Source organism: Pseudomonas sp. Yb2C2, assembly GCF_052112325.1.
Taxonomy (GTDB): domain Bacteria; phylum Pseudomonadota; class Gammaproteobacteria; order Pseudomonadales; family Pseudomonadaceae; genus Aquipseudomonas; species Aquipseudomonas marginalis.
In genome coordinates this window covers 1-25,747 of record NZ_JAVAJK010000012.1, presented here as the reverse complement: position 1 = coordinate 25,747, position 25,747 = coordinate 1, and the positions used below count along the sequence as shown (strand labels likewise).

Annotated in this window: 24 protein-coding genes and 4 tRNA genes; 15 read left to right on the top strand and 13 right to left on the bottom strand. The window is 60.7% G+C overall.

Annotated features, from left to right (window positions below; all coding sequences use genetic code 11):
• The first annotated feature begins 19 nt into the window (after positions 1 to 19).
• The 3 genes from Q8X51_RS17660 (at position 20) to Q8X51_RS17650 (ending at position 2,480) form a co-directional block, all read left to right on the top strand.
• Positions 20 to 637 (top strand): glutathione S-transferase family protein, encoded by a 618-nt coding sequence (locus Q8X51_RS17660; protein WP_407694054.1) that lies wholly within the window; start codon positions 20 to 22, stop codon positions 635 to 637.
• 134 nt (positions 638 to 771) lie between these two features.
• A complete protein-coding gene (locus Q8X51_RS17655; protein WP_027607098.1) occupies positions 772 to 1,704 on the top strand; it encodes an ABC transporter ATP-binding protein in 933 nt (310 codons plus the stop codon).
• Complete coding sequence (locus tag Q8X51_RS17650) at positions 1,701 to 2,480, top strand: ABC transporter permease (protein ID WP_012723134.1); 780 nt, start codon at positions 1,701 to 1,703, stop codon at positions 2,478 to 2,480. Before Q8X51_RS17655 ends, Q8X51_RS17650 begins: the two co-directional genes overlap by 4 nt.
• A 128-nt stretch (positions 2,481 to 2,608) precedes the next feature.
• Here Q8X51_RS17650 and Q8X51_RS17645 read toward each other — a convergent pair whose 3' ends face one another.
• Positions 2,609 to 3,148 (bottom strand): TetR/AcrR family transcriptional regulator, encoded by a 540-nt coding sequence (locus Q8X51_RS17645; protein ID WP_323146949.1) that lies wholly within the window; start codon positions 3,146 to 3,148, stop codon positions 2,609 to 2,611.
• 91 nt (positions 3,149 to 3,239) lie between these two features.
• Here Q8X51_RS17645 and Q8X51_RS17640 point away from each other — a divergent pair, with 91 nt between their 5' ends.
• From Q8X51_RS17640 to Q8X51_RS17630, 3 genes are all read left to right on the top strand, one after another.
• Positions 3,240 to 4,439: an MFS transporter gene (locus tag Q8X51_RS17640; RefSeq protein WP_323146948.1), complete on the top strand. Its 1,200-nt coding sequence runs from the start codon at positions 3,240 to 3,242 to the stop codon at positions 4,437 to 4,439.
• An 88-nt stretch (positions 4,440 to 4,527) separates the two neighbouring features.
• Positions 4,528 to 5,676 carry a TDT family transporter gene (locus Q8X51_RS17635; RefSeq protein ID WP_407694055.1) on the top strand — a complete coding sequence of 383 codons (1,149 nt, stop codon included), beginning with the start codon at positions 4,528 to 4,530 and terminating at the stop codon, positions 5,674 to 5,676.
• A 57-nt stretch (positions 5,677 to 5,733) separates the two neighbouring features.
• On the top strand, positions 5,734 to 7,608 hold the full coding sequence (locus Q8X51_RS17630) for an MFS transporter (RefSeq protein WP_065924523.1): 1,875 nt from the start codon (positions 5,734 to 5,736) through the stop codon (positions 7,606 to 7,608).
• Between the two features lie 56 nt (positions 7,609 to 7,664).
• On the opposite strand, the gene sugE is transcribed toward Q8X51_RS17630, so the two are convergent.
• The 3 genes from sugE to rdgC all read right to left on the bottom strand — a co-directional run bounded on the left by sugE (position 7,665) and on the right by rdgC (position 10,065).
• Positions 7,665 to 7,979, bottom strand: a complete 315-nt coding sequence (sugE, locus tag Q8X51_RS17625) for a quaternary ammonium compound efflux SMR transporter SugE (RefSeq protein WP_027607103.1) — start codon at positions 7,977 to 7,979, stop codon at positions 7,665 to 7,667.
• 107 nt (positions 7,980 to 8,086) lie between these two features.
• A complete protein-coding gene (locus tag Q8X51_RS17620) occupies positions 8,087 to 9,052 on the bottom strand; it encodes a bile acid:sodium symporter family protein (RefSeq protein ID WP_407694056.1) in 966 nt (321 codons plus the stop codon).
• A 92-nt stretch (positions 9,053 to 9,144) separates the two neighbouring features.
• On the bottom strand, positions 9,145 to 10,065 hold the full coding sequence (gene rdgC / locus Q8X51_RS17615; protein WP_065939896.1) for a recombination-associated protein RdgC: 921 nt from the start codon (positions 10,063 to 10,065) through the stop codon (positions 9,145 to 9,147).
• Positions 10,066 to 10,224: 159 nt separating this feature from the next.
• Here rdgC and Q8X51_RS17610 point away from each other — a divergent pair.
• The 4 genes from Q8X51_RS17610 to Q8X51_RS17595 all read left to right on the top strand — a co-directional run bounded on the left by Q8X51_RS17610 (position 10,225) and on the right by Q8X51_RS17595 (position 10,744).
• Positions 10,225 to 10,300 (top strand) — tRNA-Val (locus Q8X51_RS17610).
• A gap of 19 nt (positions 10,301 to 10,319) precedes the next feature.
• A tRNA-Asp gene (locus Q8X51_RS17605) sits at positions 10,320 to 10,396 on the top strand.
• Positions 10,397 to 10,572: 176 nt separating this feature from the next.
• Positions 10,573 to 10,648, top strand: a tRNA-Val gene (locus Q8X51_RS17600).
• Between the two features lie 19 nt (positions 10,649 to 10,667).
• Positions 10,668 to 10,744, top strand: a tRNA-Asp gene (locus Q8X51_RS17595).
• Positions 10,745 to 11,081: 337 nt separating this feature from the next.
• On the opposite strand, the gene Q8X51_RS17590 is transcribed toward Q8X51_RS17595, so the two are convergent.
• Together Q8X51_RS17590 and Q8X51_RS17585 are read right to left on the bottom strand one after the other, a co-directional pair.
• Positions 11,082 to 12,248: a catalase family protein gene (locus Q8X51_RS17590; RefSeq protein WP_065924526.1), complete on the bottom strand. Its 1,167-nt coding sequence runs from the start codon at positions 12,246 to 12,248 to the stop codon at positions 11,082 to 11,084.
• Positions 12,245 to 14,053, bottom strand: coding sequence for a di-heme-cytochrome C peroxidase (locus tag Q8X51_RS17585; protein ID WP_065924527.1), 1,809 nt, complete (start codon positions 14,051 to 14,053; stop codon positions 12,245 to 12,247). The genes Q8X51_RS17590 and Q8X51_RS17585 overlap by 4 nt, the downstream gene beginning before the upstream one ends.
• A gap of 258 nt (positions 14,054 to 14,311) precedes the next feature.
• On the opposite strand from Q8X51_RS17585, the gene Q8X51_RS17580 reads away from it, so the two are divergent.
• The 4 genes from Q8X51_RS17580 (at position 14,312) to Q8X51_RS17565 (ending at position 16,614) form a co-directional block, all read left to right on the top strand.
• Entirely contained in the window at positions 14,312 to 15,043 is a 732-nt protein-coding gene (locus Q8X51_RS17580) for an FKBP-type peptidyl-prolyl cis-trans isomerase (RefSeq protein WP_012723274.1), read from the top strand.
• A gap of 312 nt (positions 15,044 to 15,355) precedes the next feature.
• Positions 15,356 to 15,814, top strand: coding sequence for a YkvA family protein (locus Q8X51_RS17575; protein ID WP_027607108.1), 459 nt, complete (start codon positions 15,356 to 15,358; stop codon positions 15,812 to 15,814).
• 93 nt (positions 15,815 to 15,907) lie between these two features.
• Entirely contained in the window at positions 15,908 to 16,246 is a 339-nt protein-coding gene (locus Q8X51_RS17570) for a helix-turn-helix domain-containing protein (RefSeq protein WP_065924556.1), read from the top strand.
• Positions 16,243 to 16,614, top strand: coding sequence for a hypothetical protein (locus Q8X51_RS17565; RefSeq protein WP_005786715.1), 372 nt, complete (start codon positions 16,243 to 16,245; stop codon positions 16,612 to 16,614). The genes Q8X51_RS17570 and Q8X51_RS17565 overlap by 4 nt, the downstream gene beginning before the upstream one ends.
• Here Q8X51_RS17565 and Q8X51_RS17560 read toward each other — a convergent pair.
• Entirely contained in the window at positions 16,611 to 18,380 is a 1,770-nt protein-coding gene (locus Q8X51_RS17560) for a bifunctional diguanylate cyclase/phosphodiesterase (RefSeq protein ID WP_043293707.1), read from the bottom strand. The two genes, Q8X51_RS17565 and Q8X51_RS17560, sit on opposite strands and share 4 nt — an antisense overlap.
• Positions 18,381 to 18,498: 118 nt before the next feature.
• On the bottom strand, positions 18,499 to 20,580 hold the full coding sequence (locus Q8X51_RS17555; protein WP_174562728.1) for a carboxy terminal-processing peptidase: 2,082 nt from the start codon (positions 20,578 to 20,580) through the stop codon (positions 18,499 to 18,501).
• Between the two features lie 138 nt (positions 20,581 to 20,718).
• On the opposite strand from Q8X51_RS17555, the gene Q8X51_RS17550 reads away from it, so the two are divergent.
• Positions 20,719 to 21,681 (top strand): zinc-binding dehydrogenase, encoded by a 963-nt coding sequence (locus tag Q8X51_RS17550; protein ID WP_407694057.1) that lies wholly within the window; start codon positions 20,719 to 20,721, stop codon positions 21,679 to 21,681.
• 97 nt (positions 21,682 to 21,778) lie between these two features.
• Here the strand turns inward: Q8X51_RS17550 and Q8X51_RS17545 are convergent, their stop codons facing one another.
• The 5 genes from Q8X51_RS17545 to Q8X51_RS17525 all read right to left on the bottom strand — a co-directional run.
• Positions 21,779 to 22,432 carry an HAD family hydrolase gene (locus Q8X51_RS17545; RefSeq protein WP_027607113.1) on the bottom strand — a complete coding sequence of 218 codons (654 nt, stop codon included), beginning with the start codon at positions 22,430 to 22,432 and terminating at the stop codon, positions 21,779 to 21,781.
• A 30-nt stretch (positions 22,433 to 22,462) separates the two neighbouring features.
• Positions 22,463 to 23,452 (bottom strand): ABC transporter ATP-binding protein, encoded by a 990-nt coding sequence (locus tag Q8X51_RS17540; RefSeq protein WP_065924530.1) that lies wholly within the window; start codon positions 23,450 to 23,452, stop codon positions 22,463 to 22,465.
• Positions 23,449 to 24,249: an ABC transporter permease gene (locus tag Q8X51_RS17535; protein ID WP_065924531.1), complete on the bottom strand. Its 801-nt coding sequence runs from the start codon at positions 24,247 to 24,249 to the stop codon at positions 23,449 to 23,451. The genes Q8X51_RS17540 and Q8X51_RS17535 overlap by 4 nt, the downstream gene beginning before the upstream one ends.
• Positions 24,236 to 25,081, bottom strand: coding sequence for an ABC transporter permease (locus Q8X51_RS17530; protein WP_027607116.1), 846 nt, complete (start codon positions 25,079 to 25,081; stop codon positions 24,236 to 24,238). The genes Q8X51_RS17535 and Q8X51_RS17530 overlap by 14 nt, the downstream gene beginning before the upstream one ends.
• On the bottom strand, positions 25,078 to 25,747 hold a 670-nt coding region (locus Q8X51_RS17525), incomplete at its 5' end, for an alkaline phosphatase family protein (protein WP_407694972.1). The genes Q8X51_RS17525 and Q8X51_RS17530, both read right to left, overlap by 4 nt.

Here is a 25,747-nt window from a genome sequence, read left to right as displayed (position 1 = left end):
TCAACAATAAGGCGCGGTCATGCTGAAAATCTGGGGTCGTAAAAATTCATCAAACGTCAGGAAAGCACTGTGGTGCGCCGAGGAACTCGGCCTGGACTATGAGGCAATTGATGCGGGCGGGGCTTTTGGTGTGGTCGACACGCCGCAATACCGGGCATTGAACCCGAATGGCCGGGTGCCGATGATCGAGGACGGCGACTTTGTGTTGTGGGAGTCCAACACCATCGTGCGCTACCTCTGTGCCAAGCACGGGTCGGCGTTTTACCCGAGCGACCTGCAAGTGCGTGCCAGCGCCGAAAAATGGATGGACTGGACTACCTCGACCCTCGCAGAGCCGTTCAAGGCCGTGTTCTGGGGCGTTGTGCGCACCCCCGCGGAAAAGCGGAACTGGGACAGCATCAACGCTGGGTGTCAGGCCTGTATCGATGCACTGAGCACCGTGGACAGCGCATTGGCCCACCAGCCTTACCTGTCGGGCGACACCTTTGGCATCGGTGATATTCCCCTCGGCTGCTTTATCTATGCCTGGTTCGAGATGCCCATCGAACGCCCTTCGATGCCCCATCTGGAGGCCTGGTACCAGCGCCTGCAACAACGCCCGGCCTACCGCAAAGCGGTCATGACCGCGTTGACTTAATACTGACTATTAATACAGGTGACTGTACTTGTGCGGCGCGGGCAAGCACCATGCTTGTCATGCGCCGCCGTTGAACTACGTGCGCTGCGCCCTCATCTACTCTTTCTATTCCCTTCTTTGGTGCGTATTCCGATATGAGTTCCGCTCTGTCCATCCGGCAGCTAACCAAAACCTACGGCAACGGTTTCCAGGCCCTGAGTGGTATCGATCTGGACGTTGCCGAAGGTGATTTCTTCGCCTTGCTCGGCCCCAACGGCGCCGGCAAGTCCACCACCATCGGTATCCTCTCCACCTTGGTCAATAAGACCAGCGGCACGGTGAATATCTTCGGCCACGACCTGGACAAATCCCCGGCGGCGCTCAAGCGTTCCATCGGCGTGGTGCCCCAGGAATTCAACTTTAACCAGTTCGAAAAGACTTTCGACATTGTCGTGACCCAGGCTGGCTACTACGGCATCCCGGCGAAAGTTGCCAAGGAGCGCGCCGAGCAATACCTGACCCAGTTGGGCCTGTGGGACAAGCGCGACGTGCCGTCCCGCTCGCTGTCCGGCGGCATGAAGCGTCGCCTGATGATTGCCCGCGCACTGGTGCATGAACCGCGCCTGTTGATCCTCGATGAGCCCACCGCCGGCGTGGACATCGAACTGCGTCGTTCGATGTGGACCTTCCTCACCGAGCTGAACGAGAAGGGCATCACCATCATCCTCACCACCCATTACCTGGAGGAGGCTGAGCAGCTGTGCCGCAACATCGGCATCATCGACCACGGCACCATCGTCGAGAACACCAGCATGCGTAACCTGCTGGGCCAACTGCATGTGGAAACCTTCCTGCTCGACCTGAAGAACAACCTGTCGGCACCGCCGCAACTGCTCGGCTACCCCAGCCGCCTGGTGGACAGCCACACCCTGGAAGTCCAGGTGGATAAAGCCATGGGCATCACTGCGTTGTTCACCCAGTTGGCGGCGCAGAACATCGACGTGCTGAGCCTGCGTAATAAAACCAATCGCCTTGAGGAGTTGTTCGTGTCCCTGGTGGAGAAAAATCTGACGAAGGTGGCGGTATGAGTTCTGAGCTGCAACCCAACCTCGTCGCACTGCAGACCATCGTCTACCGCGAAGTGAAGCGCTTTACCCGGATCTGGCCGCAGACCCTGCTGCCGCCGGCGATCACCATGGTGTTGTACTTTGTGATCTTCGGTAACCTGATCGGCCGGCAGATCGGCGACATGGGTGGTTTCACCTATATGGAGTACATCGTGCCGGGCCTGATCATGATGTCGGTGATCACCAACTCCTACGGCAACGTGGTCTCCAGTTTCTTCGGCAGTAAGTTCCAGCGCTCCATCGAAGAGCTGATGGTCTCGCCGGTGTCGCCGCATACCATTTTGATCGGCTACACCCTGGGTGGCGTACTGCGCGGCTTGATGGTGGGCGTGATCGTGACGCTGCTATCACTGTTCTTCACCCACCTGCAGGTGCATCACCTCGGCGTCACCATTCTGGTGGTGGTGCTGACGGCGACCATCTTCTCGCTGCTGGGGTTTATCAACGCCGTGTTTGCACGCAACTTCGATGACATCTCGATCATCCCGACTTTCGTGCTGACGCCGCTGACCTACCTGGGCGGGGTCTTCTACTCCATCACCTTGCTGCCGCCGTTCTGGCAGACCGTGTCGCTGGCCAACCCGGTGCTGCACATGGTCAACGCCTTCCGCTACGGCATCCTGGGCGTGTCGGATATCAAGATCAGCGTGGCGATCACCTTCATGCTGGTGGCGACTGTGGTGTTGTATATCGGTTGCGCGAAGCTGCTGGTGAGCGGGCGCGGGATGCGTACCTGATAAAACGCGGTCAAAAAATGTGGGAGGGGGCTTGCTCCCGATTGCGATGTGTCAGCTACAGATAAGCTGACTGACATACCGCTATCGGGAGCAAGCCCCCTCCCACATTTGGTTTTTGTGTCAGGTCTTCAGGCTTTCAGTGCCAGCTCGATCAGCGTGTGCAGTTCTTCAACGTTCAGCGGCGCGCTTGAGAACAGAATACGAAACACCGTCGGCGCTGCCAGCAGATTGATCAAGTGGTCCACGCTCGGTGGCGACTGGTGCGGATAACGGTCGACAATCGCCTGCAGCTGCCCACTCAAGATGCTCACGCAGTAGCCCGGCGTCCCCCTGCATTGCAGGTCGCGCATCATGTTGCGGCCCGGCTCCGAACTCATCTCATCCAGGTATTGCTCGGCCCACGCCCGCAAGTCGCCACGCAGGCTGCCGGTGTTGGCGGGCTCGCTGTCGGGGCGCATACGCGCCAGGGCCACATCCGCCAGCAGCACCGAGAGGTCGCCCCAGCGCCGATAGATGGTCGAGGGCGTTACGCCTGCGCGCGCGGCAATCATCGGCACCGTGACACTGGAGCGCTCATGGGTTTCGAGCAATACACGCACGGCCGAATGGACCGATTCCTGTACCCGGGCACTGCGGCCCCCCGGGCGGAGGCCTTCTTTTATCGCCATGCGTGTGACCTTAACACAAAGAATTTGCTTTAAGCGCCGGCGAGTAGCACACTCGGCAAAAGCAAAAAATTAGCTTTAGCGGAGCGTGCCCATGTCCAGCCTCACTTCTCATCGTTCCAGCCTGGTGTTCCTCGCGGTCACGTTGCTGACGTTTCTCGCCGCTTCCAGTGCGCCGACTCCGTTGTATCACCTGTACCAGGAGGGTCTGCATTTTTCGGCGGGCACGCTCACGCTGATCTTTGGCGTGTACGCCTTGAGCCTGTTGGCGGCGCTGTTGACCGTGGGCTCGCTGTCGGACCACCTGGGACGCAGGCCCGTGATTTTTACGGCGTTGGTCCTGAATATGTTGGCGATGCTGCTGTTTATCAATGAAGACAGCGTGGCCTGGCTGATCGCTGCGCGTACCGTACAGGGGTTTGCCACCGGCATGGCCACGGCGGTGCTGGGCGCGGCCTTGCTCGACACCGACCGCCAGCAGGGCCCGCTGGTCAACAGCGTGGCACCGCTGCTGGGCATGGCGTGCGGTGCGATGGGCAGCAGCGTGCTGGCGGAGTTCGCGCCACTGCCGACGCAGTTGATCTACTGGACGCTGCTGGCGCTGATGCTGATGCAGGCGCTGTATGTGTGGCGCCTGCCGGAAACCGTTGATCGTATTCCCGGTGCACTGGCCTCCCTGCGCCCCACGCTGCATGTGCCGCCCCAGGCGCGTCGCGCGTTGTGGCTGTCATTGCCGGTGGACGTGGCGGTGTGGGCGATGGGGGGCTTTTACCTGTCCCTGGCGCCGTCGCTGGTACGGGCGGCGACAGGCTCTACATCGAACCTTATCGGTGGCGGCCTGGTGGCGGTGCTGACGTTGAGTGGCGCGCTGATGATCTTCACCCTGCGCAATCGCCCGGCCAGCAAGGTGCTGCGCCTGGGCGCGACGCTGTTGGCGGCGGGGGTGGCGCTGATCCTTACTGCGGTGCACAGCGCCAGCCTGCCGCTGTTTTTTATCGCCACATTGATCGCCGGCAGCGGCTTCGGCGCCGGCTTTCTCGGCGCATTGCGCAGTGTGGTGCCGCTGGCTTTGCCCCATGAACGGGCAGGCTTGATGTCGGCATTCTATGTGCTGAGTTATTTGGCGTTCTGCTTACCTTCGCTGCTGGCGGGCAACCTGATTCGCAGCTTTGGCCTGATCGTCACCACCGACGGTTACGGCGCTGTACTGATCCTGCTGGCCCTCGGGGCGTTGGTCGCCTTGCTGCTGCAGGATTCGGCAAAATCCAAGGCGGCCTGCATATCTGTAAAGTAGATAACAGTTAGAGATATTACCCGTTATATAGATATTCGATCAGGTTCTACCATGGCCTCAACCTCATGCGAGGAAGAGGATTGCCATCATGAACTGCTCGACGACCATCAGCTACAAACCCTTCAGTCACCTGACCCGGCCTCGGGAAGTGATTCGCCAATTCACCCCCAACTGGTTCGCCGCGACCATGGGCACCGGCGTGCTGGCGCTGGCCCTGGCGCAATGGCCGGTCAACCTGCCAGGTGTGCAGGTCATTGCCGAAGCACTGTGGTGGTTCACCATTGGTCTGTTCATTCTGTTCAGTGCCCTGTATACCGCGCGCTGGGTGATGTTTTTCCACGAGGCGCGGCGGATTTTCGGGCACTCCACGGTCTCGATGTTCTTCGGCACCATCCCCATGGGCCTGGCGACCATTCTCAATGGCTTGCTGCTGTTTGGCCTGCCGCGTTGGGGCGCCGATGTGATTGCGTTGGCCGAAGCCCTGTGGTGGCTGGATGTGGCGATGGCCCTGGCCTGCGGTGTGCTGATTCCCTTCATGATGTTCACCCGTCAGGAACACAGCATCGATCAGATGACTGCGGTCTGGTTGCTGCCGGTGGTGGCGGCCGAAGTCGCCGCAGCCAGCGGCGGCTTGCTCGCGCCGCACCTGGCGGACGCTCATTCGCAACTGGTGATGCTGGTGACCAGCTACGTGTTGTGGGCGTTTTCCCTGCCGGTGGCGTTCAGCATCCTGACCATCCTGATGTTGCGCATGGCCCTGCACAAACTGCCCCACGCCAACATGGCGGCGTCGAGCTGGCTGGCGCTGGGCCCGATCGGTACCGGTGCCCTGGGCATGTTGTTGCTGGGCGGCGATGCTCCGGCGATCTTTGCCGCCAATGGCTTGTCCGGCGTGGGTGAAATAGCCAATGGGCTCGGCCTGGTCGCAGGCATCACCCTGTGGGGCTTCGGCTTGTGGTGGATGCTGATCGCGGTATTGATCACCCTGCGTCACCTGCGCGGCGGTATCCCGTTCAACCTCGGTTGGTGGGGCTTTACCTTCCCATTGGGGGTGTACGCCCTGGCCACGCTGAAGTTGGCGAGCCTGCTGCACCTGGGCTTCTTCAGCGCCTTCGGTAGCCTGCTGGTGGTGGCGTTGGCGCTGATGTGGCTGATCGTGGCCAAGCGCACCGTGCAGGGCGCCTATAAGGGAGAGCTTTTTGTTTCGCCGTGCATTGCAGGACTAGGGAATAAGTAAGCGGAGTTAGGTAAAGTCGTGGCCTGATAACTATTAGGCCACGCAGGAACACGGACGATGAGCCACCCCTCACAATTCACCTTGCTGCGCACACGGCGCTTCCTGCCGTTTTTCATCACCCAGTTGCTGGGCGCTTTCAACGACAACATCTTCAAGCAATCGCTGATCCTGGCGATTCTCTACAAGCTCACCATCGACGGTGACCGCAGCATTTGGGTCAACCTGTGCGCCTTGCTGTTTATCCTGCCGTTCTTCCTGTTTTCGGCGCTGGCCGGGCAGTTTGGCGAAAAATTCAACAAGGATGCGTTGATCCGTGCGATCAAGATCGGCGAGATCGTGATCATGGCCGTCGGTGCCACAGGCTTCCTGTTCAACCATTTGGAATTGATGCTGCTGGCGTTGTTTGCCATGGGTACCCATTCGGCGCTGTTCGGTCCGGTGAAGTACTCGATCATGCCCCAGGCCCTGCACGAAGATGAGCTGGTAGGTGGCAACGGCCTGGTGGAGATGGGTACGTTCCTGGCCATCCTGGCCGGCACCATTGGCGCCGGGATCATGATGTCGTCCACCCATTACGCGCCGATCGTGGCGGTGGCGATTGTCGGCGTGGCGGTGCTGGGTTACCTGGCCAGCCGCAGCATTCCACGGGCGGCCGCATCCACGCCGCAACTGCGCCTGGATTGGAATATCTTCACCCAGTCCTGGGCCACGCTGCGCATGGGCCTGGGGCAGACGCCCGCGGTGTCGCGCTCGATTGTCGGTAACTCGTGGTTCTGGTTTGTCGGCGCGATCTACCTGACGCAGATCCCGGCCTACGCCAAGGAATGGTTGTACGGCGATGAAACCGTGGTCACCCTGATCCTCACGGTGTTCTCGGTGGGCATCGCCCTGGGCTCGATGCTCTGCGAAAAACTCTCCGGGCGTAAGGTGGAAATCGGCCTGGTACCGTTTGGCTCGTTCGGCCTGACGGTGTTCGGCCTGCTGTTGTGGTGGCATTCCGGGGGCTTCCCGCAGAACGTTCAAGCCAACGATTGGCTCGCGGTGCTCAGCTACGGCCAAGCCTGGTGGGTGTTGTTCGATATCCTTGGCCTGGGTGTGTTCGGCGGCTTCTATATCGTGCCGCTGTACGCGCTGATCCAGTCGCGTACCGCCGAGAACGAGCGGGCGCGGGTGATCGCCGCCAACAACATTCTCAATGCGCTGTTCATGGTGGTATCGGCGATCGTGTCGATCCTGCTGCTGAGCGTGGCCAAGCTGTCGATCCCGGAGTTGTTCTTGGTGGTGTCGCTGCTCAACATCGCGGTCAACGCCTACATCTTCAAGATCGTCCCCGAGTTCACCATGCGCTTCATGATCTGGCTGCTCAGCCACTCCATGTACCGCGTGGAGCATCGCAACCTCGACCTGATCCCGGACGAAGGCGCAGCGTTGCTGGTGTGCAATCACGTGTCGTTTGTCGATGCGTTGTTGATCGGTGGCGCGGTGCGTCGGCCGATTCGCTTTGTCATGTACTACAAGATCTACCGTTTGCCGGTGCTGAACTTTATCTTCCGCACCGCCGGGGCGATTCCGATTGCCGGGCGCAATGAAGATATCCAGATCTACGAAAAGGCCTTCACGCGCATTGCCCAGTACCTGAAGGACGGGGAGTTGGTGTGTATCTTCCCGGAAGGCAAATTGACGGCGGATGGCGAGATGAATGAGTTCCGTGGTGGGGTGACGCGCATCCTGGAAGAGACACCGGTGCCGGTGATTCCGATGGCGTTGCAGGGGCTGTGGGGGAGTTTCTTCAGCCGCGATCCGCACAAGGGCTTCTTTCATCGGATCTGGTCGCGGGTGGTATTGGTGGCGGGTGAGCCTGTTGCCGTGGGGGCGGCTACACCTGCGCAGTTGCAGGCGGTGGTGGGTGTTTTGCGGGGGAGTGTCAGGTAGTTCTGTGCTGGATGTTCCGGACTCATCGGGGGCTTGCCCCCGATGGCGGTAGCGGCCTAAGCGCTGATCTTAAGCCCAACAAGCCCGCAAATGATCAACGCCACACTGGCCAATCGAAACAACGCCATGGACTCCCCGAACAGGACAATCCCGGCAATCACGGTGCCCACCGCACCCACGCCGGTCCAGATGGCATAGGCGGTGCCCAGGGGCAGTTCTTTCATGGCCAGCCCCAGCAGGCCGAGGCTGATAGCCATGGCTGCAATCGTCAGGGCCGTGGGCAGTGGCTTGCTGAAACCGTCGGTGTACTTCAGGCCGACGGCCCAGCCGACTTCGAACAAGCCGGCAAAAAACAGAATGATCCAGGACATGATGACCTCGCTTCCATAGGCGGGGTCGTCCCCGGATTGTGCGCCTCGACAGCGTCGCGAGGTCGTCCCCGCGAAGCTCGGTAGAGTGCCGAAAATTGATCATGCGATCAAGTTTGCGGCGTGTTCTCCATTACGCGGCGGTCTTCCTTCTCGCTCATGCGGCGGAAATACGTCGACAGCAATGCCCCGGAAATATTGTGCCAGACACTGAACAACGCACTGGGCACTGCCGCCAACGGCGAAAAGTGCGCACTGGCCAAGGCGGCGCCCAGCCCTGAGTTCTGCATGCCCACTTCCAGCGCCAACGACTTGCGTTGGGCCAATGGCAACTTGAACACGCGGCCGGTGAAGTAGCCCAGCAGGTAGCCGAAGCTGTTGTGCAGCATCACCACAGCCATGATCAGCAGGCCCGATTCGGCAATTTTCGCCTGGCTGGCAGCCACTACCGCGGCGACGATGATCACAATGCTGACCACCGACACCAGGGGCAGCACGTCCACCGCATGGCGGACCCGCTCGCCGAGCACGCGTTGCGCGACCACGCCGAGCACGATCGGCAGCAACACCACTTGCAGGATCGACCAGAACAACTCCATGAACGACACCGGCAACCAGGCCGAGGCCAACAGCCAGATCAGCGCCGGGGTGAGCAGCGGGGCGAGGAGGGTGGTGACGGCAGCGATGGCCACCGACAGCGCCAGGTCGCCACGGGCCAGCCAGGTCATCACGTTGGAGGAGGTGCCGCTTGGGCAGCAACCGACCAGGATCACGCCGACGGCAATTTCCGGCGGCAGGTGAAAGGCCTGGCACAGCAGCCAGGCCACCCCCGGCATGATCACGAAATGCGCGACCACGCCCAGAGCCACGCGCCACGGGTGGCGAGCGACTTCGGCGAAGTCTTCAAGTTTGAGGGTCAGCCCCATGCCGAACATCACCAGGCCCAGCAGCGGGACGATGGCGTTTTTCAGGCCGATGAACCAGCTGGGCTCGAGGAAAGCCACGACGGCGAAGATCAACACCCAGTAGGCGAAGGTATTGCCGACGAAGCGGCTCAAGGCGGCGAGTGCGCGCATGGGGGGTGTCCTTGTTATTAGATTCTTGAAGTGCAAATGCGATCAAATGTGTGAGGGGTAATTCCCCTCCCACAATTTGATCTTCAAACGGCTTAGATACCTTGCGGGGTTTCTTCGCCGCCAAGGGCTTCGATCAGCGCCGGCAGGAAGTCACCGAAGGTCAGCATCATCAGCGTGAAGCTGGCGTCCAGTTGACCCAGGGCCTCTTCACCACCGTCCTGTTCCGCCTGGTCTTGCAGCAGGTCTTCGAACTTCAGGCGCTTGACGGTCATCTTGTCGTCGAGCATGAAGGACAGCTTGTCCTGCCAGGCCAGGGACAATTGGGTCACGACTTTGCCGGTGGTCAGGTGCAACTGGATTTCTTCGCCGGTCAGGTCCTGGCGCTTGCAACGCACAATGCCGCCGTCTTCGTGGGTGTCGCGCAGTTCGCATTCGTCGAGGACGAAGAAGTCAGCGGCCGGTTTCTGGGTGGTGACCCAGTCGGTCATGATGGCCGTGGGCGCGGTCTTCACGGTGAGTGGGCGAACCGGCAGGGTGCCGATCACTTCCCGCAGGGTGGAGAGCAGGTCTTCGGCGCGTTTCGGGCTGGCGGAGTTCACCAGGATCAGGCCCTGTTTCGGCGCGATGGCGGCAAAGGTCGACGAACGACGAATAAAGGCGCGGGGCAGGAAGGCCTGGATGATTTCATCCTTGATCTGGTCGCGTTCCTTTTTATAGACCTTGCGCATTTGCTCGGCTTCGATCTCTTCGACTTTCTCTTTCAGTGCGTCACGCACCACGCTACCCGGCAGGATGCGTTCTTCCTTGCGGGCGGCGATCAGCAGGAAGTCACCGCTGACGTGAACCAGGGGAGCGTCCTCGCCTTTACCGAAAGGCGCGACGAAACCGTAGGTGGTCAACTCCTGGCTTGCACAAGGGCGCGCCAGTTTGGTGGCCATGGCCGCTTCCAACGCCTCGGCATCAACAGGCAGATCTTGGGTCAGGCGATAGATAAGCAGGTTCTTGAACCACATGGGGTGAGTCTCTCCTTTATACAAAGGGGGGCATTATTCTCTTGATAGCGCCCCAGGCCAACCCTGCCTAAGCCATTGGAAGGCCTCAAAAAAAAGATTTAAGAAAGTGCTTGCCAGACCCAAGGTCGCTCCGTAGAATGCGCGCCACACCGAGACGAAGGGTGATTAGCTCAGCTGGGAGAGCATCTGCCTTACAAGCAGAGGGTCGGCGGTTCGATCCCGTCATCACCCACCATTCGCTTCATGTGTTACGCGCAGCGGTAGTTCAGTCGGTTAGAATACCGGCCTGTCACGCCGGGGGTCGCGGGTTCGAGTCCCGTCCGCTGCGCCATATTCGGTAGCCTGGAACGCTGAACGCCAGGTCACCACAGAAAGCCCGCCTGATCGCGGGCTTTTTGCTGTCCGGAATATGGCAAAAAATCGTACGATGAACTTTTTTTGAATAAATTGCATTTAAATCAAGACATTACGATTTTTTGGTGTATGATGCGCCCACACCGAAACGAAGGGTGATTAGCTCAGCTGGGAGAGCATCTGCCTTACAAGCAGAGGGTCGGCGGTTCGATCCCGTCATCACCCACCATTCGCTTCACGTGTTACGCGCAGCGGTAGTTCAGTCGGTTAGAATACCGGCCTGTCACGCCGGGGGTCGCGGGTTCGAGTCCCGTCCGCTGCGCCATATTCGGTTACCTGGCCCACTGAACGCCAGGTCACCACGGAAATCCCGCTCATTGAGCGGGATTTTTTTGCCTGCGATTTGACCTTTCTGCGCCTTGCCTTTGCGCTGACGCTACCTGACCTTTTTCTTGCGTGGCTGGCGCGTGGCCAAGTGCTCGAAGCAAAAAGACGCAGTGCCGAACACGGCGATTATGCTCAGGACGATCATGCCTAGGGTTGAGCTTTCCACGATGGGCTTCCTACGTGATGGAGTAGGCGTCCACGGTAGAGTTACGGCGAAAGCGCCTCAATAGACCCGACGCAATCCTTACGACGCCGGGCCCATTGTTACGCAGTCTTTACGGGGCGTTGCGGCTGTGGCGGTAATCGCTGACCGCTTCATACACCGCCTTGCGCAAGCGATTGATGCCACCGATGGGCCGATGCTCGGCTACGCCAAACCATGGGTTGAACGACTGGTTGTCGCACGCCAGGTTCTGCTCGGGCGTATCGAAATCCTGGGCCGGGATCCGCACCTTGGCTACGCTCTCGTAGGGCGCATCGCTCTCCTTCCACTCGATGCTGGTGTCTTCGATCGGCATGAATTTCTGCGGGTTCTGCCGCTGGATCTGCAACACGAAACATGCCGGCACGCGGTCGGTGGACAGCTGCTGGCTCAAGGCACTGCGCAGGAAGTTCGGCAGGTCCTGGTTCTGCTTGGGCAGGGCGTATTCCGGGCAGCTCTGTGGGTCGGGCGCCACACGGAACTTGGCATTGGCCGCGCCGAACTTGTAGGGCGATACCGAAAAATAGGTGGTCTGTGTCGGGCTGGCCGGTGCGGGTGCCAGGGTTGCCAGGGCGATAAACAGGTGACGCACCTGCCAACTGCGCGGGTCGGCCTTGGGGAAGAACGCCAGGACTTTCTTGCCATCCGCCTGGGCGCCGATGTTCTGCGCGTACTCCGCCACATCGCTGACAAAGAAATTCGGGTGGCTGAACATCACGAAGTCCTGTTCCGTGCGGGCCTGCTGGTCGGCGAGCAATTGTTTGCCCGGCACATCCAACAGCTTGAGCGCCATGCCCCGGGCATCGCGGATGCTGTCGAACTGCGGGTAGGCGTTGCCGTTGGACAAGCGCATCATGGCCTGCCAGGTCTTGCCTGGTTCGGCAAATACGCCCTGGCGCAACGCCGGGTCGAGATCGGCCAGCACACTGACTTCGGCTTTCACGCAACCATGGGCCTTGGCGTGGGCATCGCGCAGGTAGCGCGTGCCTTCGCGATGCTGGTCAACGATGCGCACGGCGGTCTGGATAATGCCCTGGGTCATTGCCGCTTCACCCGCAGGGATCTGCTCGTCCGGCGACACCGGTCCGCTGTGCTGCCAGGCAAACCAGGCCGTGCTCGCCAGCCAGCCGAGCAGGCCGAGGCCCACCAGCCACAACAGGGTCTTGCCGAGAAACCGGCCAAGGCCCAGCCACAGGCGGGCGAGCAGGGAAGGTTGGTCGTATCGAGATCGGATCATCATGGCAGTTGTTGCTCCAGCGGGCCGCCCAGTACTTTGAGGTATTCCAGCAGTGCCCAGCGTTCCTGCGGCAGCAAGCTGCGGCCGATAACGCCATTGCCACGCTTGCCGGCACGGAATTCGTGGCCGCTGTTGTGGTTGCCGGTGAGTTTGGTATCGAACAGGAAGGCATTCTTGAACGCTGCGGTCTCAAAGCCCAGGTGACGCGGGTCGTAGTTGAAGGTGCCTTTATAGAAGGTGGTGCTGCGTTCATCCTGAGGCGAGAGCAACTGGTAGATCGTCGGCACCGAGCCGTTGTGCAGGAACGGCGGGGTCGCCCACACACCGGCCAGCGGGCGGGCCTTGTAGGCACGCAACTCGCGCACGCCAATGGGCAGGCCGTAGCCATCCAGGCGCGGGCGCTCGGCCGCGGTGACGCCGGCGGCGCGGTAGGCGTGATCTTCGACGAAGGCGGTGACGTAGGCCAGGCCCTTGGCCACGGACATTTTCTTCAGGTCCAGCGGCTCGGTGGGGGTGGGGTGCAGTTCGACATTGAGCTTGGCCAGTTCCGCCGGGTCCCACTGCAGGGCACTGAGGTCATAGCGCTGGTCGGCAATGTTGCTGGCGGTGCCGGGGTCGGTGCCGATGTACTCCACCGGCAGCATTTTCAGCTGCTGCACCGGGCGGCCATTTTCCTCGGTGACGGCCGGTACATGGCAGCCGGCGCAGTTCTCGGCGAACAGCGCGCGGCCCTGGGCGGCGAGGGGCTTGTCGACGGGGCCGAACAAGTCCTCGGGCCAGGTCGGTGGTTTGAGGCGTTGCAGGGTTTCTTCGATCCGGTTGAGGTCACGCACCCTGACGCTCGACGGGTAGCGCGCATCGCCCTGAAGCGGTTGGCCGGCGGCGTCGAAAAAGCTCAATGTCGCGCCTACCCCGAGGGCTTCACCGATATTGCGCGCCATGGGTTGCTGGGCCGAGCCGTTCCATTGCACCCAGTCGAAGGTCCAGATGTCCCACAGCTGCGGGTAGTCCACCGGCGCATTGGCGACGCGGTAGTTGTCTGGCGAAATGGCATCGCCAAAGCTGGCATTGGCGATTCGGCCAAAGGCGTCGGTGCGGCCTGGTCCCTCTTCGGTGGGGTAGAGGCCGCGGTGGGTGTCGTTCCAGGCGACCTTGAGGAACTGGTTCAGCGACTGTTTGAAGTCCTCGCGCAACTGGCTGTGCTCGGCGTCGTAGCGATCCCCCAGCACCTGGCGGGCAAACCGCTCGAATTTCCAGGGGTTGTAGTAGGTGGCGGCGAGGCTGGCGACCAGGGCCTGGCCGAAACTGCCACCGCGCAAGGTGGGTACGCTGGAAGGCAGTACGTGTTGGGCCGAGCCGCCGTCGATACGCAGGGCCTGGCCCTTGAAGTGTAATTCGCCGGTATGGCAGGCGGCGCAGGTAATATCCAGGTACTCGACGTTGCTGTCGGCGTTTTTGTGCCGGGCGAAGCCCACGGGCAGGTTGCCGGGGTTTTGCGTGGTGGGTACCTGCTTGGGGTCCACCAGGAAACCGAAGCGCGCCAGGTACTCCGGCGTGGCAAAACGCCGCTCGGAGAACGGCAGTTCCAGGGCGGTGAACCAGTTGTAGTGCAGGCCTTTTACTTGGGTGCCCTGGGGCGTGAAGTAATAGGTCTGGCGGTCGGCGGCACTCCATTGGTCCTGGTAGCGCACCTGTTCCACCGGCACGTAGTCGGGCAGCCTGGGGTTGACGGTGTAGTACAGCACCACGGCCAGGATCAGGCCCAGCGCGATGAGTATCAGCAGTAAAACACGGGAAAAAATGCGCAAGATGGCTATCCTTGTCTCGGCCTTGTCGAGTGGTCGCGTTGTTATGCCACTACGCCACGGGTGCGGCAAGTGGCCATGAGTCAGATGAGAGTCGGTCCCGCGATCCGTCGCGGGCTCCCATAATGAATGAAAATGCTTTTAAACACGTGAACTTATCGGAAGTTTCCTGCTCACATGCCGGTAGCCATTGGTCGTGGCCGCCTGATAAGCTCGCGACTTTATTCGAATGCCCTTTTGGCGCATGAACAAGGAAATAGCATGAAACAGCATCGGTTGGCGGCGGCGGTGGCCCTGGTTAGCCTGGTACTTGCGGGTTGTGATTCGCAGACCAGCGTAGAGCTGAAAACCCCGGCGCAGAAAGCTTCCTACGGCATCGGCCTGAACATGGGCAAAAGCCTTGCCCAGGAAGGCATGGATGACCTGGATTCCAAAGCGGTAGCCCAAGGCATCGAAGATGCCGTCGGCAAGAAAGAGCAGAAGCTCAAAGACGACGAACTGGTTGAAGCGTTTGCCGCACTGCAGAAGCGTGCTGAAGAACGCATGACCAAAATGAGCGAAGAGTCGGCAGCCGCCGGCAAGAAATTCCTCGAAGACAACGCCAAGAAAGACGGCGTAGTCACCACCGCTTCCGGCCTGCAGTACAAGATCACCAAGAAAGCCGACGGCCCACAGCCTAAGCCAACTGACGTGGTGACTGTTCACTACACCGGCAAGCTCACCAACGGCACCACCTTTGACAGCTCCGTGGATCGCGGCAGCCCGATTGACCTGCCGGTCAGCGGCGTGATTCCTGGCTGGGTCGAAGGCCTGCAACTGATGCACGTAGGCGAGAAGGTCGAGTTGTACATCCCGTCCGACCTGGCCTACGGCGCCCAGAGCCCGAGCCCGGCAATCCCGGCAAACTCGGTGCTGGTATTCGACCTGGAACTGCTGGCCATCAAGGACCCAGCCAAGGCTGAAGCCCCTGCTGCACCTGCCGCCAAGAAGTAATCGGCGCTTGAACACGCAACGCCCCGTCTTGACGGGGCGTTGTTGTTTTCGGGGTTTTCAAAATCAGTACCTGTAGACATCCGATCGAACGCCCGTACGCTGTAACAGTCTGATGTAAGACTCGAGTACGGGTATCGGCACATCTGCGCCAAGTCAATGAATTCTTGGGTTTTTTTGATGTGCGCAAAAAACGCCCGATCTGACTGGAAGCCTTGTAGACCGTGGCTTTCAGCCGGTAAAACAGGCTCTGTTCACAAGGTTATCCACAATTTGTGTGGATAACCTTTCTGTTTGATGGAACTGGAGTGACAGATGAAACCACCCTTCAATTTCACCCGTTTCCTGCCCATGGCGGCACGCTTGCTGGGCCGTGGACGTTTGCCGACCCTGCTGTTCGCTGTCGCCGCCAAAGGCTCCAGCCAGGGCAACCGCCTGGGTAAGCTCAAGGATGATCTCAAGCTGCTTCAATCCCTGTGCCTGGCCTACTGGCGTGGCGAGTACCGAGCCATCAGCCCCAAGGCGCTGATCTCTGTGGTGGCGGGGTTGATGTATTTCCTCAGCCCGATTGATGCGATCCCGGACTTTATCCCCATGTTCGGCATGCTCGACGACATCGCCGTACTGGCGTGGGTCATGAAGACCCTGGAAGGTGAACTGAGCGCGTTTCGCGCCTGGCGTGACGCACAGCGCCCGGAAAAACTCGCGGTGGTTGAGCGTTTGCCTGCCACCCCGGCCTTGCTGGCCAAGGAAAACCCGCAAAAAAACGGATGACGTGGCTATCCCCCTGCGACCTTTGTGGCTGTTAGGATTACACTCCTAAGGAAAGAGCTTACTCAGTAAGTGCAGTTATCCTACGGGGCGGTCATGGATATTCAGATAATTTCACGCAATGGCGAACCCGAGTACGCGGTGTTGCCATGGGATCAGTACCAGGCGCTGCTAAAAGCCGCCGGTCAGCAACAGCCTTCACCGACGCCTTCTCCTACTGCACACGCCGCACCTGACCAGGATTTGCGCCCGCTCGCAGACCTGCGCGGCTTGCGTGAAGCCAAGGGCCTGGCGATTGAAGCGTTGGCCCGCACCGTGGGCATCAGCCCCTCGTATCTAGGATTGATCGAAAGTGGTGAACGTCAGCCGGATGCCGCAATCCGCCGCAGCCTGGCCTGGGAATTAGGCGTTGCAGGTTGGAGGGATGAATCTTGAGCCTACGTATCAGTCGTCAACATTGGGATGGGTTACTTAACGAACTGGACCAGGCGCGCCGCCAGCGCCATCTGCTGACCTACCGAGCACTGTTGGAGCGCCTGCAATTTCCGACGCCGGCGATGCAAACCCTGGCCGCTGCCCTGGAGCACCTGGCGGCGCTGGACGCCAAGGCCGAGCAACCGTTGCGCAGCTCCCTGGTGATCAGCCAGGGCGCCAGCCGCCTGCCGCGTACCGGGTTCTTTGAGTGTGTGGAGCGCCTGGGGCGTTTCAGCGGGCCGTCCGATGGTGTGGCCGCCGCCTCCTGGCATGCCTCGGAAGTGGTGCGGGTATTCGAATACGAGTATCCGGAGTCTGCCGAGGCTTAAAGTGCCTGGGGCAACATGTCCATGCTGTCGATCACATGGATGCTGTAGCCGGTCATATCCTTGGCATGGTGCTTGGCCTGCGAGGCCAGTTCCGCCAACTGGCTGGCATCGAGTTGTCCACAGGCCTGTGGATACAAATGCACCACCCCGATCGACAGTGACAGCAACGCAAACTCCTGGCGTACGCCCTGGCGGTTCAGCGCCACGAAGCAGCCGGCGTCGAGGTGCTCGGCGCGGTAGAAGCGCCTGCACTGGGTATGGAAATCGTCCAGTAGCTGGTTGAGCCGCTTGCGCCAATCCTGTGGCCCCAATACCAGCAGAAAGTCATCGCCACCGATGTGCCCGACAAAGTCGCGGCTGGGGTCGACCCGGTCGTTCAGGCACTGCGCCAGGCACAGCAACACCTCATCCCCACGTCCGTAGCCGTAGATGTCGTTGAACGGCTTGAAGCTGTCGATATCCACGTAGCAGATCACCGATTCTCGCTGTTGCTGCAACAGTCGCGTCAGGCACTGCTGGATCGGCACGTTGCCGGGCAGCAGGGTCAGCGGGTTGGCATAGCGCGCCTGCTGGATTTTCAGTTCGGTGATCAGCTTGAGTACATCGATTACCCGGCCCAGGCCGAGGTAATCGCCATTGAGGGTGATGATGAAATCTTCTTCGATACGTTGCCGTGCGCGGCTGGTCAGCAGGCGGCTGACCTGTTGCAGCGACTGGCTCAACTCTACCGCCAGAAAATCCGTACTCATCAGCCGGCTGATGGGCTTGCGCGCAAACAGGTCGGTGGCAAACGGCTTGAGCAGCGCATCGGAGAGTGAATGCCGGTGCACGATCCCCACCGGGTGGCCGCGTCCATCCAGAACCGCCAGGGAGTTAAGGTTGGCCTGGCGGCGGAACGCCTCCAACACCTGGGCGGTGGCGGTGTCCTGATCGACCGCCGGTTGTTCGCTGAGCAGGGCGCTGAGGTCGCCGGCTTCTTCGCTGAGGGCCACATTGGCCTGGTCGGGCTTGGGCAGCATCTGGCGCGCTTCCTGTGGCGGCTGCTCCTGTGGACGGCAGAGCAGGTAACCCTGGACCAGGTCGACGCCCATCTCGGTCAATACCGCCAGCTCTTCCGGCAATTCGATGCCCTCGGCGATCACCTGGGCCCGTGAGGCCCTGGCGATCTGCAGGATAGAGCCGACAAACTCACGCTTGAGCGCATCCTGATGGATACCGTCGATAAAGTGGCGGTCGATCTTCACATAATCCGGGCGCAGCTCCGACCACAAGCGCAGGCTGGAATAGCCGGCACCCAAGTCATCCAAGGCAATCGAAAAGCCCATGTTGCGGTAATGGTGCAGGGCGGTTTGCAGCAGGTCGAAATCGTCGGTGGGGGTCTGCTCGGTGAGTTCGATCACCACCTGGCTCGGCGGAATGCCGAAGTCGCGCAGCAATTGCAGGGTGCGGCCCGGTTGATGAGCGGTCTCCATCAAGGATTCGGGCGAGACATTCAGGAACAGCTTGCCCGGCAGCTTTTGCTCGCTGAAGCGGCGGCATGCGCTTTCGCGGCAGGCCATTTCCAGTTCGCTGAGGCGACCGGCATGGCGCGCCACCGAGAACAGCGCGATGGGGGAGTGCAGCGGGCTGTTCGACGGGCCGCGGCTGAGGGCTTCGTAGCCAAGGATGCGCCGTTCTGACAGGCAGATGATCGGTTGGAACAGGCTGTGCAAACTGCCTTGAGCCAGGATAGAGCCCAATGCACTCAGCTGTTCGGTCATAGTCATGGCGATCTCGATCGAAAAAAAAGGACCGTGGGCGTTACGCCGACGGTCCTTCATTTCACGACAGAATGATGTCTATATGATGACACTCCAGGGAGCGATCACATTAAATCGCCATCATTTACTGCTTGGCCACCTGTTTGGTGATTTTCAGGTAGTCCAGCAGGATCCGGCCGCTCTCGGCCAGGTAAGCGTCGTCTTCCGGCTTGGTTTTATCCGCTTCGGTCGGCAGCGCATCCTCGTCTTCTTTCTTCAGCTCCTTGAGGGGTTCTTCGCCCTTGGCCTTGCGGCGGATGTTTTCCAAGGCGAGTTGCTTGTTTTCGATGTCGGAGTGCTGTGCACGACGGTCCACTTCATTGAGGCTTACGGTTTTTTCTTCCATCAACTTCTTGGCCAGGGCCAGCTTGTCGCGGATGAACACAAACTCGGCATCCTTGGCGGAGCGGGTATCGTGGTCAGCCTTCAACTGCGCGAGGAACGGCTTGAACGGGTCCGAGGCCGGCTTGATCGCAGGACGGATGGTGTCCCACGGCATGGCTTCCGGCAGGGCGCTTTCGCCGATTTCCTTGGTGTCGATGATCGACGGGAAATCGATGTCCGGCAGTACGCCCTGATGCTGGGTGCTCTGCCCGGAAACCCGGTAGAACTTGGCCAGCGTCAGCTTGAGCTCGCCATGGTTCAGCGGCTGGATGGTCTGCACGGTGCCTTTGCCGAAGGTCTGGCCGCCGATGATCAACGCGCGGTGGTAGTCCTGCATGGCACCGGCGAAAATCTCCGAAGCCGAAGCCGACAGACGGTTGACCAGCAACGCCATCGGGCCTTTGTAGAAGGCACCCGGGTTCTCGTCTTCGAGCACGTCGACACGGCCATCAGCGTTGCGTACCAACACGGTCGGGCCCTTGTCGATAAACAGGCTGGTCAGCTCGGTGGCTTCCTGCAGGGAACCGCCGCCGTTGTTGCGCAGGTCGATGACCACGCCGTCGACTTTTTCCTTCTGCAGCTCGGTAAGGATTTTCTTCACGTCGCGGGTGGTGGACTTGTAGTCCGGGTCACCGGCACGGAAGGCCTTGAAGTCCAGGTAGAAGGCCGGGATTTCAATCACCCCCAGCTTGTAGTCCTTGCCATCCTGCTTGAGGTTGAGGACTTTCTTCTGCACGGCCTGGTCTTCGAGCTTCACCGCCTCACGGGTGATGGACACGATCTTGCTGGTCTGGTCGTTCGGTGCATTGGTGTGCGGAATCACTTCCAGGCGCACCACGCTGCCTTTCGGCCCACGGATCAGCTTGACCACTTCGTCCAGGCGCCAACCGACCACATCGACCATCTCTTTGTCGGCCTGGGCCACACCGATGATCTTGTCGGCAGGCGCAACCTGCTTGGTCTTGTCTGCCGGACCGGCCGGCACCAGGCGCACGATCTTCACCTGGTCATTGTCGCTTTGCAGGACGGCACCGATGCCTTCCAGGGACAGACTCATGTTGATATCGAAGTTTTCCGCGTTATCTGGCGACAGATAATTGGTGTGCGGATCGTAGGACATCGCGAAGGTGTTGATGTAGGCCTGGAAGATATCTTCGGCACGGGTCTGGTCCAGGCGTGCCAGTTGATTCTTGTAGCGCTTGGTCAACAGTTCCTGGATGGCCTTGGGCTCTTTGCCGGCGATCTTCAGGCGCAGCACTTCGTCCTTGACGCGTTTGCGCCAGAGGTCGTCGAGGGCGGCGGTGCTGGTCAGCCAAGGCGCGTCCTTGCGGTCCACCAGAAGGGTTTCCTTCTGGGTGAAGTCGAGCTTGTCGACACCCTTGTCCAACTCACCCAAGGCGAAGTCCAGACGCGCTTTCACGCGATCCAGGTAGCGCTTGTAGATGGTGAAGCCGGGCTGCAGGTCGCCGCTCTTGAGGAAGTCGTCGAACTGCGTCTTCCACTTGTCGAACTCAGCGATATCGCTGGCCAGGAAGTAGCTGCGCGACGGGTCCAGCAGCTTGAGGTAGCTGTCATAGATGATCACCGAGCGCGCGTCGTCCAGCGGCGGCTTGCTGTAGTGATGACGCTTGAGCAACTCGACGACGTTAAGGCTGGCAATCACCTCATCGCGGTCCGGCTGAAGGTTGTCCCAGCTGTTGGCTGCGAACGTATTGGTCGACATCGACGCGAAGCCGATACCAATGAAAAGAGCGAGGGCGGTGCTGGGGAACAGATGCTTCATGCTGATTCGACGCGGGGGCAATTGATAACGCATATTAGGCCGTCTTTGAAGTTGCCGGTTCCATAGGGGCCGGTCGCATAATGCAAAAAGCCCGGCGCTACTGCTACGGGCTCAGTCCAGACTCACTATGGAGGCACTGTGAAAGCATTGCAAGGCGTTGAAGGTCATGTGGAGTGGTTGGACGAACCAAGTCCTACATGTGATGTAGGCCAAGTTCGCATTCGTGTGGCGGCTGCGGGCCTTAATCGCGCCGATTTATTGCAGCGTGCAGGGCTCTATCCGCCACCGCCTGGCGCCAGTGCCGTACTGGGACTTGAGTGTTCCGGGGTGATCAGTGAAGTGGGCCCGGGTTCGTCCTGGCAGGTGGGCGATCGCGTCTGTGCGTTGCTGGCCGGTGGCGGCATGGCCGAAGAAGTGGTGGTGGATGCACGTCATGTGCTGCCGGTGCCGGAAGGTTTGTCGCTGATTGAAGCGGCGGCGCTGCCGGAGGTGTACAGCACCGCGTGGCTGAATCTGTTCCAACTGGCGTGCCTCAAGCCCGGTGAGAAAGTGTTGCTGCACGCCGGCGCCAGTGGCGTGGGCTCGGCGGCCATCCAGCTGTGCAAGGCATTTGGCAGCCCGTGCTGGGTCAGCGTCGGCTCGGCGCAGCGCCTGGCCTACTGTGAAGACCTGGGCGCCCAGGGCGGCGTAGTACGCACTGACGGTATCGAAGGGCTGCGGGATTTCGGGCCATTCGATGTGATCCTCGATCCGGTCGGCGGCAACTACGCCGCGCTGGACCTCAAGCTGCTGGCGCTGGACGGTCGCTGGGTGTTGATCGGCTTGATGGGCGGCCGCGAGGCGCAACTGGACCTGGTCCAGGTGCTGGCCAAGCGTGTGCAACTGCTGGGTTCGACCCTGCGCAGCCGTGACGATCAGTTCAAGGCCGACCTGTTCAGCGACCTGAGCCAGCATGTATGGCCGTTGTTTGCCGAAGGTCGCCTGAGCCCGCAATTGGCCAGGACGTTCCCGATCAAGGATGCCGAGGCGGCGTTTGCGGAGCTGGCGACTAACCAGATCGCCGGGAAGCTGGTGTTGGTAATTGACGAGAGCCTGACCTGATCCCGGATTGGAATAGGGTCGATGTAGGAGGGGGCAAGTCGAATCGTCGCACCGCCCCTCCCACCTTTGATTGGATTTCAAGTCGGGATAGGCGGTCTCAGACCCAGTGGTGGATTGGCCAGCCGGATTTTTCGGCGTGGGCGCGCAACACCGGGTCCGGGTTCACCACCTGCGGGTGCTCCACCTTCAGCAACAACGGCAAGTCATTGCGCGAATCCGAATAGAAATACGCGCCGTCCAGCGATTCACCTTCCTGTTCCAGCCATTCCAGCAAGCGCGTGATCTTGCCTTCGCGGTAGGTCAGTACCCCCACGGTACGGCCGCTGTACACGCCATGACTCACTTCCAGCTCAATCCCCAGCACCTCATCAATGCCGATACGCGCCGCAATCGGTTTCACCAGGTGAGTCCCCGAGGCGGAGATCACCAGGATCCGGTCGCCGTTGGCGCGGTGGCGGGCGATGGTCCTGGTGGCGTCGCTGTAGATCAGCGGCTCAATCACATCCTCGACCCATGGCTCCACCAAATGCTCGATTTCCTCCGGGGTGCGGCCGATCATCGGCTCCAGGCTGAAGTCCATGAAGTCTTCCATGGCCAGCTCGCCGCGGCTGTAGGCGTCCATCAGCTCGTTGTTCCTGCCCATGAACGACGCCGGGTCGACCCAGCCCAGGCGCCCCATCTGTTCGCTCCAGAGGGTGGCGCAGTCGCCATGGATCAGGGTGTCGTCCAAATCAAAAATTACCAATGCCATCCGTTACGCTCTCTCAAGATTCACTGCTGCTCAGGCTACTTCACACAGCGCACTGGGGTCGATGGAAAGTGCCAGGCGCTGGCCGTCCGGGTGCAGATCGTCCGCCGAGCGGTTGAGCACGTCCACCACCAATTCCACGCCACGGGCTTCGATGCGGTAGCGAATCACGTTGCCCAGCAGGCTATGGCTGCGCACCAGCGCGTCGAGTTCGCCGCTGCGGCTCAGTTCGATGGCCTCCGGGCGAATCGCGATGCGCCCGCTGATCGGGCGTTGCAGCAACTGGCTGGCCTTGTCGGCGTCCAGCAGGTTGTAGTTGCCGATGAAACCGGCGGCGAATACATCCACCGGTGCGGTGTAGAGGGTCTCGGCATCGCCGCTTTGCACGATCTTGCCCTGGTTCATCAGGAAGATCCGGTCCGACATGGTCAGGGCTTCTTCCTGGTCATGGGTCACGAAGATCGTGGTCAACCCCAGTTCGCGCTGGATCTGGCGGATCTGTTCGCGCAGGTGCTTGCGAATCCGTGCATCCAGCGCCGACAGCGGCTCATCCAGCAGCAACAGGCGCGGGCGGGTGACCAGGGAGCGGGCCAGGGCCACCCGCTGGCACTGGCCGCCGGACATCTGGTGCGGGTAGCGGCCGGCCAGGTCCTTGAGTTCCACCAGTTGCAGCACTTCCTGCACGCGCTTGTGGCTGTCATCGGCGTTGACCTTTTGCATGCGCAGGCCGAAGGCGACGTTCTGTTCCACGGTCATGTTGGGGAACAGCGCATAGCTCTGGAACACCATGCCGATGTTGCGTTTCTGTGGGCTCAGCGGAACGATGTCCTGGCCGTCCAGCAGGATTTTCCCACTGTCCACTGCGGTCAGGCCGGCGATGCAGCGCAGCAGGGTGGACTTGCCGCAACCGGATGGGCCGAGCAGGGTGACGAACTCACCCTTGGCGATTTCGCAGTTGATGTCACTGAACACCGGGGTGCCGGCGTAGCCTTTTTGCAGATGTTGGACGCTGACGAAGCTCATTGGCTTTTGTCCTTGTTCAAGGTATTGGCGGCCCAGGTCAGCACCAGCACAAAGAAGAAATAGGAAATCACGACGGCGCTGGTGAAGTGGCCGCTGCTGTTGCGCATGTTGTTCAGGTACACCTGCAGGGTTTCGTAGCGAGTGCCCACGAGGATATTGGCGAACACGAACTCACCGAACAGGAACGAGAACGACAGCAGCAGCGCCACCATCAGGCCTTTGCGCAGGTTGGGCAGCACCACGAAGAGCGCGGCCTGCCAGGTGCTGGCGCCGAGCAGTTGCGAGGCGTCCATCAGGTCGCGCAGGTTGATGGCTTGCAGGTTGTTGGTGATCGCCCGGTACATGAATGGCAGCGCCACGGTGAAGTAGCAGCCGATCAGGATCCACGGCGTGCCCACCATCGCCAACGGCCCGGAACCGTACAGTTGCAGAAGGCCCACCGACGACACCACCGGCGGTACCGCGAAGGGCAGCAGGATCAGGATGTTCATCAAGGCGTCGAGCCTGGGAAAGTGGTAATGCACCACGAACAACAGCGGCAGAATCAACACCACCGACAGGATCAACGCACCCACGCACACCAGCAACGATTGCCCGAAGGCCATCAGGAAGCGTGGGTCGCTCCACAGCTGCACATACCACTTCACCGTGAAGCCCGCCGGCAGAATGGTTGCCGACCAACTGCTCGCAATGGAGTAGACGAACGTGCCGATCAGCGGCAGCACCAGGATCGCGAACAACAGGTACACCACCACGCGGTGGTAGAGGGAGGCCGGGCCGGCTTCAGCGCGAGACATGGTAGCTCCTCTTGAGCAGCAGTTGATGGACCACGGTGACCACGGTCATCAGCGCCACCAGCACCACGGCCAGTGCGCTGGCCATGTTTGGATCGAGGGATACATCCCCCGACACGAGGCCGGCGATACGAATCGGCAGCACGTTGAAGTTCCCGGTGGTCAGGGCGTAGACCGTCGCGTAGGCACCCAGGGCATTGGCCAGCAGGATCACGAACGTGCCCAGTAGCGCCGGGGTGAGCACCGGCAAGCCGATATGTCGCCAGAACTGCCAGCCATTGGCGCCGAGCAGGGCCGCCGACTCACGCCAGTCTTCACGCAGTGCGTCGAAGGCTGGGTAGAGCAGCAACACGCCGAGGGGGATCTGGAAGTAGGTATAGAGGATGATCAGGCCGGTCTTGGAGTACAGGTTGAAGTCCTGAATGATCCCGGCTTGCTTGAGCATGATGGTGATGCTGCCGTTGAACCCCAGCAGGATGATGAACGCGAAGGCCAGGGGCACGCCGGCAAAGTTGCTGGTCATGTTGGCGAAGGCGGTGACGAAGTTGCGCAGCGGCGAATCCACCCGGCGCAGGGAATAACTGCCCAGCGTGGCGATGATGATGCCGAAGATGCTCGAGTAGAAGCTGATCTCCAGGCTGAACTGGATGGCTTGCAGGTAGAACTTCGAACTGAAGATGCGCGTGAAGTTGTCCAGGCCCCAGCCAGTGTCTTCGGTCTGCAGGCTATTGATCAGCACCCATACCAGCGGGGCGATTTCGAACACGATAAAGAACAGCGCGAAAGGCACCAGGCACAGGAGTGCCAGCCATTTGCCACGGGATATTGAACTCACTTCAGTAACTCCCGGCACACAGGTTTGTCGTGGGGTACGCCCAGCAGTTCGCAGACCGTGCCGCACAGCTCGGTTTGTTTCGGTGCGGCGTGGGTGTCCAGGCTGAAGGCATCGCCGAGCACGAACAGTGGCACTTCCCGTTCTTCCGGCAGCAGGCCGTTGTGGGAGCGGTCGTTGTTCATGCCGTGGTCGGCGGTCACCAGCACCTGGTAGCCGGCATCGAGCCAGGCTTGCAGGTAGTCGGCCAGGATGATGTCGGCCGAACGTGCGCTGTTGCGGTACTGCGGCGTGTCGAGGCCGTGCTTGTGGCCGGCGTCGTCGATGTTCATCGGGTGCACCACCATAAAGTCCGGCGCGTGCTTGAGCCGCAGGCTGTCGGCGTCGGCAAACAGGTGGGAATCCGGGTAGTGGTCATTCCAGTAGAAATGCCCGTGCTGGATCGCCAGCGTCTTGTCGTCGGTATGACGATCCCGTGCGGCGAGAAAGGGCGTGCGGTTATACAACTCGCTGACCCAATGGTAAGCCGCCGCTGCGGTGGTAAGGCCGGCGTCGGTGGCGTAATGGAAAATGCTGCGCTGGTTGGACAGGCGCGAGACGTTGTTGTGCACGATACCGCTGTGGATCGGTGGCACGCCGGTGAGGATGCATTCGTACAGCGGGCGGGAC